The 5960-nt window shown below is 45.8% G+C and carries 5 protein-coding genes; all 5 read left to right on the forward strand.

Going from position 1 to position 5960, the window contains the following annotated elements; all coding sequences use genetic code 11:
* Positions 1–227 precede the first annotated feature (227 nt).
* Positions 228–1379 carry a site-specific integrase gene (locus P8O70_19360; GenBank protein ID MDG2198999.1) on the forward strand — a complete coding sequence of 384 codons (1152 nt, stop codon included), beginning with the start codon at positions 228–230 and terminating at the stop codon, positions 1377–1379.
* A gap of 290 nt (positions 1380–1669) precedes the next feature.
* Positions 1670–1903, forward strand: a complete 234-nt coding sequence (locus P8O70_19365; GenBank protein ID MDG2199000.1) for a hypothetical protein — start codon at positions 1670–1672, stop codon at positions 1901–1903.
* 256 nt (positions 1904–2159) lie between these two features.
* The gene (locus tag P8O70_19370; GenBank protein MDG2199001.1) at positions 2160–2945 is read left to right on the forward strand and encodes a hypothetical protein; all 786 of its coding nucleotides are present in this window, start codon (positions 2160–2162) and stop codon (positions 2943–2945) included.
* Between the two features lie 215 nt (positions 2946–3160).
* The gene (locus P8O70_19375; protein ID MDG2199002.1) at positions 3161–3358 is read left to right on the forward strand and encodes a helix-turn-helix domain-containing protein; all 198 of its coding nucleotides are present in this window, start codon (positions 3161–3163) and stop codon (positions 3356–3358) included.
* An 88-nt stretch (positions 3359–3446) separates the two neighbouring features.
* A partial coding sequence (locus tag P8O70_19380; protein ID MDG2199003.1) for a VapE family protein occupies positions 3447–5960 on the forward strand: 2514 nt, incomplete at its 3' end.

A 5960-nucleotide genomic window follows, 5' to 3' on the forward strand; every position in this document is an offset into this window, starting at 1 on the left:
ATGGTAGCAGGGGAAGAATTTGAACTTGCGACCTTCGGGTTATGAGCCCGTCTGTCAGAGTATTCTCTCATTTACCCAGAAGTAGCCCTGATTTATGATATAGCCTTGTAATTACTGGTGATATTGATAGATTATTTGGTCAGATGTGTCAACTAGTATCCCTCATTTACCCATAAATTGGTTGGGTATATGGTTGGGTAAAATGAAATCTGAACCAAAGAGCATCAATGCCAAGAGCTGTTCGAGTTCAAACAGATTATAAGGGTGTCTCATACGTTGAGAAGAATGATGAGAGGATCTTCTACATCACCTACCGTAGGCCTGAGAGCCGAAAACTATATGAAGAGAAGGTAGGAAGGAAGTCTCAAGGCTGGACACCCGCAAGGTGTGCTTCAGAACGTGCCAAAAGAATGGCCGGGCAATCTCAGACAAATGAAGAGAAACGCCAAGCTAGTAAAGTAGCGAGGTTGGCTGAATCAGAGAAACCGACGATAGACCGACTGTGGGAGCTTTACCTTGAAACAAAGGGTAGTTCTCTAAAAGGCGTCAACACTGATAAGAACCGCTATGATTTACATATCAAGAACACATTTGGTAAAAAGACTCCACAGGAATTGGCTCCACTTGATGTAGACAAACTGCACCTAGATCTGCTTAAAGAGCACAGCAGCAAAACAGTGAGCAATGTTCTGGAATTACTCCGGAGGATTATCAACTTTGGAGTCCGCAAGAAACTCTGCCCGGCACTGGACTGGACGATTCAATTACCAAAAGCTGATCCTGACTCTGAGAGGATTGAAATACTGTCTGATGAGCAGTTTAGAGAGCTTCACAAAGTTTGGGATGACTATCCTGACCAACATATCGCCCACCTTCACCAGTTCATTGCCTGGACTGGCTCTCGAGCCTCAGAACCACTAAAGCTGCTTTGGACGGATGTTGATTTCAATCAACGTCTTTACACAAAGCGAGATACGAAAAGCGGGAAGTCCATCATCTTTCCAATGAGTGAGAAGTTACATTACATTCTACAGCAACAACGAGAATTGCTTGAGGACTCTCCAGAGGCAATGCAGACCAGCAGGTTTGTATTTCCGGGTCCTGCAGGAGGTCAACGCAAACTGGATTCATACCTCCGTCACTTCCGTAGGATACGAGATCTAGCAGGGATACCTGAAGACTACCGGCCAAATTACTGCCTGAGAGATACGGTGGCCTCAAGGCTCTTGTCTTCCGGTGCTACTCTTGATGAAGTTGCGTATCAATTAGGTCACTCGCCAGGCTCCCCAATGACACGCCGCTATGCCCGATTTTTGGAATCTGCTCAAAGAGGGATTGCCGATCGGACCCAGAGGGTGATGGATGAGATGTTGAACTGATGTATTTTGAGTACCCAAAAACCTTACCTTTTTGTCCCGCTTTAGAACTAAGATTTTAGTCCTCCCGATAAGACTTTATCATTGTCAGTGAATGCCCCTAAGTCACTCACTCCGGATAACCATTGGACATTTTAGAAATTCCCTATAACTATTGGTTGTCAGCTAGTGTCTTGTAGTCCTGGCTAGGCGAAGTTGATCTTCATATCGGCTTTGGCAGCCTGGTGTAAGCGTTGATTCTGCTGGGTTGCAGACACTAATCCATCGTTAACTCCAAAAAGCCTCCGTTTCTGATGCCAAAGAATCCCGACTCCTCCAGATATCTTGAACTTCCTCATTCCAGTGCCTATCAACGCCACAGTATTGAAGAAATTCAGCATGGACGCACCTTTGTAGATCGACACTACTATCGTGTGTTGCTCGATTCGATGGTTAACGATCTGTATGATCCGAAGCGAAAACAACTCAAACTATTAGAAGAAGTTTGGTCAGCTGCAGAAAATCCTGAGACCTCAAAACCAGACTAAAAAAAGAACCTGATTTAACCCGGACCTGCTAAATGACTTTTTGCCAACCTTAAGAGCATCTCCCTTCAATTAAACGAACTCTCGCAGATTAACTAAAAGCCCTACTTCGCATACCTACTTATTCCTGTTTTGCCCAAACATTATTGATTGTCCTCAAGAGACTGGATGAATCTTAGAGGTACACGTCGATCAATAAGGTCCAAAGTGAGTTCGAAATGAAGCTGGAATCAATGAGAACAAAAGAAAGGATCTACAAATGACTCAGAAGATGTCCTTGCTGGATGCTGTGCCCAACTCAGAGGGGAACTTAGAAGAAGCAGCACTGCTTCACGCCTATGATCAAAGCTGGCAACTGTATGTAAGAGCCTGTGATCTCAGACCAGTCTCTGATATGGATGAAACCAGGCGCATAGATTATGAGAATTCGAGAGACCGAGAGCAAGAAGATGAACGTAAAAAAGACCTCTGGCAAATGCTGCAATATGCCGCAGGATTTCAGCATCTGATTGCTTCAAAGGGCGAACAGGTCATTCCATTACCCTACTGGAACCTGATCCTGTGGAAGAGCCTTCCCGTTTTTCACTTCATAGTTAACGGACGTGACTATGCTTACACGACACCCGTCAATAACCTGTTGGTTGAGAGTACCTTTGCAAGCCTGGCTGAGCCAATCTCTGCAGAAACAGTTTTGAAGCTCCAGACCGATTTGCCTTTTGAGAACTTGCAAAAAGCTTTTGCTGAAATGGTTCGGCAGGGATGGCTCAAAGCGGGGGCTGAATTACTTGTCCCTAAACGCTTTGTAAGATTTGGTCAAAATGAGCCAGTTCCTCCATCAGCTGCTTGCTTTGATTGGTTGACAAAGCAAGCAAGGCTTAGATGTGTGGCTGATATACTAGATCTCAGAAAATCAATTCTCCATCAACACTTCCTGCATTATGGGAAACCTCTGAATGCAAAGGCTCTCAAAAGAGGACGTAAACCAACTGATGATGATCTTCCAAAGAACACAATGGCGATTTTAAGGAATCACCTCCCAGATTAGTCCTCGCATTCGTCAAACTCTCTCTCACTTCAATCTTCCCCCTTCGACAGTTTTTTCAGCAGCAAGTCCACATTCAGTTGGCGCGAGTTTTGGCGCGAACACTATCGCGCCTCTTCTCGGGGCGCGCTACTGGGTCCTCTTTAGTAAAATGGAGACAATAAACAGAACACAAAGTTCTGCAGCTTTGTTCACTATCGCATTATTGAAAGGTCTAAATGACTAGTGATTATCCCAAAGATTATCTCACCGAACAGGAAGCGGCTGATTACATAAGCTTGAGTGTGAAGACTCTGAGGCGTTGGCGCTTTGATCGTCGTGGCCCCAATTACGCCAAAATAGCTGGCAAATCGATTCGTTACCCACTTTTGGAATTACAGGAGTGGATCAAGCAACAAATGGTTGCTCACGACTGATGCTTGATCCTGCGAGCTGATGACTTTGCGGGATCAACTCAAGGAAAAAAGTACTTGATTTCAGAACAATTACACTACTGGGATTATTATGGAAAATAATCAAAAGGGCGCTGCGCCAGAAAGCCCTATGAGGGACAAAGCTCGAAAATGTTTGTCACCGAAAGAGACTCTTGTGACCACAGGAAGCAACGTCTTTTTCAACGGATCTGGACAAGCTGGCTTCAGGGATTTTGAAGCAAAGAGCCTGCAATGGGTCTATTCAGTAATTCGAGACGGGAAACTGCCACTGACTGAAGACGAGCAAGCAGTTTCTCAGCAAAGTCCATCTCTGATTGATGAATTCAAATTGTTAGCAGCTCTAGCGGCAAAAGCGGAGGCAGCCAAAGCAGAATTGTTAGAACTTGAGAAGCAAGCCAGCACAGAAGAACTTCCAGCTGGTCAGGAACCAAGCTTACTGACAAAAGCTAAGGAAGATCATACCAGGTTGAAGAAAGCATATGACCTGCAAAAGAAGTCCCTCCCAGTGTTCTGCTGGAGTGGTACTTTTGCGCAAGGGCAGCGGCCTAAGAATGACAACCTCCTCCAGCACTCCGGACGTCTGCAGCTTGATCTTGACGGTCTCGGACTTAAGCAGGCTCAAGAGGTTAGAGAACTGCTGGCCAACGACCCTCACATCGAAGCAGTATTCTTGAGTCCATCCAGACTTGGAGTAAAAGCTGCGATGCAAATCCCTGCTTGCCTTGATGACAAGGAGCATAAGCAGGCTTTTCAGGTAGCCAGACGATACATCAAGGAAAAATACAATCTGATCATCGATGAGAATTGTAAGGATGTTCGTCGACTATGTTTTCTCAGTTACGATCCGCAGCTAGTTTTGAATCATGATGCGGTACCTCTGAATACAAGTAAATGGTCGATTACAGAGCCTTCAGTAACAGTTGTTGATAAGCCCGCTGATCCTACTGAGTCCACTGAAGACTTATTTGAAGAACCACTAAACAATCCGGTAACTGTTTCTGCCAAGCATTCCGATCTGACAACTGTTTCTGCCGAGCACTACCTTCAGCAGGGCCTTCAGCAGATTAGGTTTGCCTCTGAAGGCAGCCGTCACAAGACCTACTGTAAAGTTGCTTATAGCTGCGGTGGTCTTGTCTCTAGTGGCTTGTTGGCCCGAGAAGACACTCTTAAACTGCTTGTAAATACGGCAAGGAAAGTGCGACCAGAAGATCCTGCGGATGCAGAGAGAACAGTTCAACAATGCTTCTCAGAAGGTGAAAAGAAGCCTTATCGGCCAAAGGTTACTTCTTCAACGATCAAAGGTAACTGGCATTACCTCAACACTGCGCCCAATGAGCCTCAAAAACTGAAGCCAAACCTGCACAACATAGTCGAGTGGCTCTCAGTAGTTCAGAGGCCGATTTGGTATGACGAGTTTCATCACCGAACAATGACTGTTGATGAGAAAGGCCATCACCTGGAGTGGGATGATGAACTGACTCTTAAACTCACAAAAGAACTCCAGGATTTCGACTTAGGCTGGCGGGGTATCAGTGATGTAATTGTTGATAAGGCTGTGCAAACCTACGCTTACCAGGATAAACGCAATGAACTGACAGACTATCTGGACTCTCTACAATGGGACGGAGTGGCTCGCATAGATAGCTGGCTGGTTAACTTCTGTAGAGCAGAAGACAATCTCTACACCAGAGAAGCAGGGAGATGCTGGCTGTTGGCTGCAGTGACCAGGGCCTATCTGCCTGGCACGAAGTTCGATCACTGCCTGATCTTGCAGGGTAAGCAAGGCTATTTCAAATCAACGGTTTTTAGCATCATTGGTGGCAACTGGTTTTGCGAACTCAAGGAATTCAGGGGCAAAGAAGCCCAAGAGAAACTTCTGGGCAAATGGATTGTTGAGTTTGCAGAGATGTCGGTATTGAAAAAAGCAGACACTGAAACCATCAAGAGTTTTGTCACAGAGAGAGCCGACCGATTTCGTCCTCCTTACAGCAAGAGGGCCAGGGATTTTCCAAGAACCTGCGTATTTGGTGGATCTACTAATGAGGATGAATTCCTGAGTGACACCACAGGTAATCGGAGATTCTGGCCAATCCACATACCGAACCCGATACGTATCAATGAGTTTCAGCAACAGAGAGATCAACTGCTGGCTGAAGCGGTTCATCTTCACAAGGTCGGGAAGTCTTTTTTGATGAGCCGAGAGGCTCAGACAATAGCTGAGAGGGAACAGGAGCAGGTACTCTCAGTTGATCCGTGGGAAGAGACTGTCAGGGATTACATCGCAGGTCGTAAGGAAAAATCAGTCACGATAGATCAGTTGATTGAGCATCTGCAGGGTGAACACGATAACAAATTACAGATTCACACAGGTCATAGAATGAGGGTAGGTAAGGTGCTGCAACATCTTGGCTGGGAAAAAAGACGTAGTACTGCCAGAGATGACAAAGGAAAACGCAGCTATGCCTACTGGCCAGGAGAAGCTGCTTCGGTGCTACCGAATGGCGCAACAAAAAACGAGGAAAATCGCCCAATTGAGACCTTCCAAATTGATGGCCTGAGTCACGATAGCCAACCTCTCAATAAC

The organism is SAR324 cluster bacterium (assembly GCA_029245725.1).
Lineage (GTDB): Bacteria > SAR324 > SAR324 > SAR324 > NAC60-12 > JCVI-SCAAA005.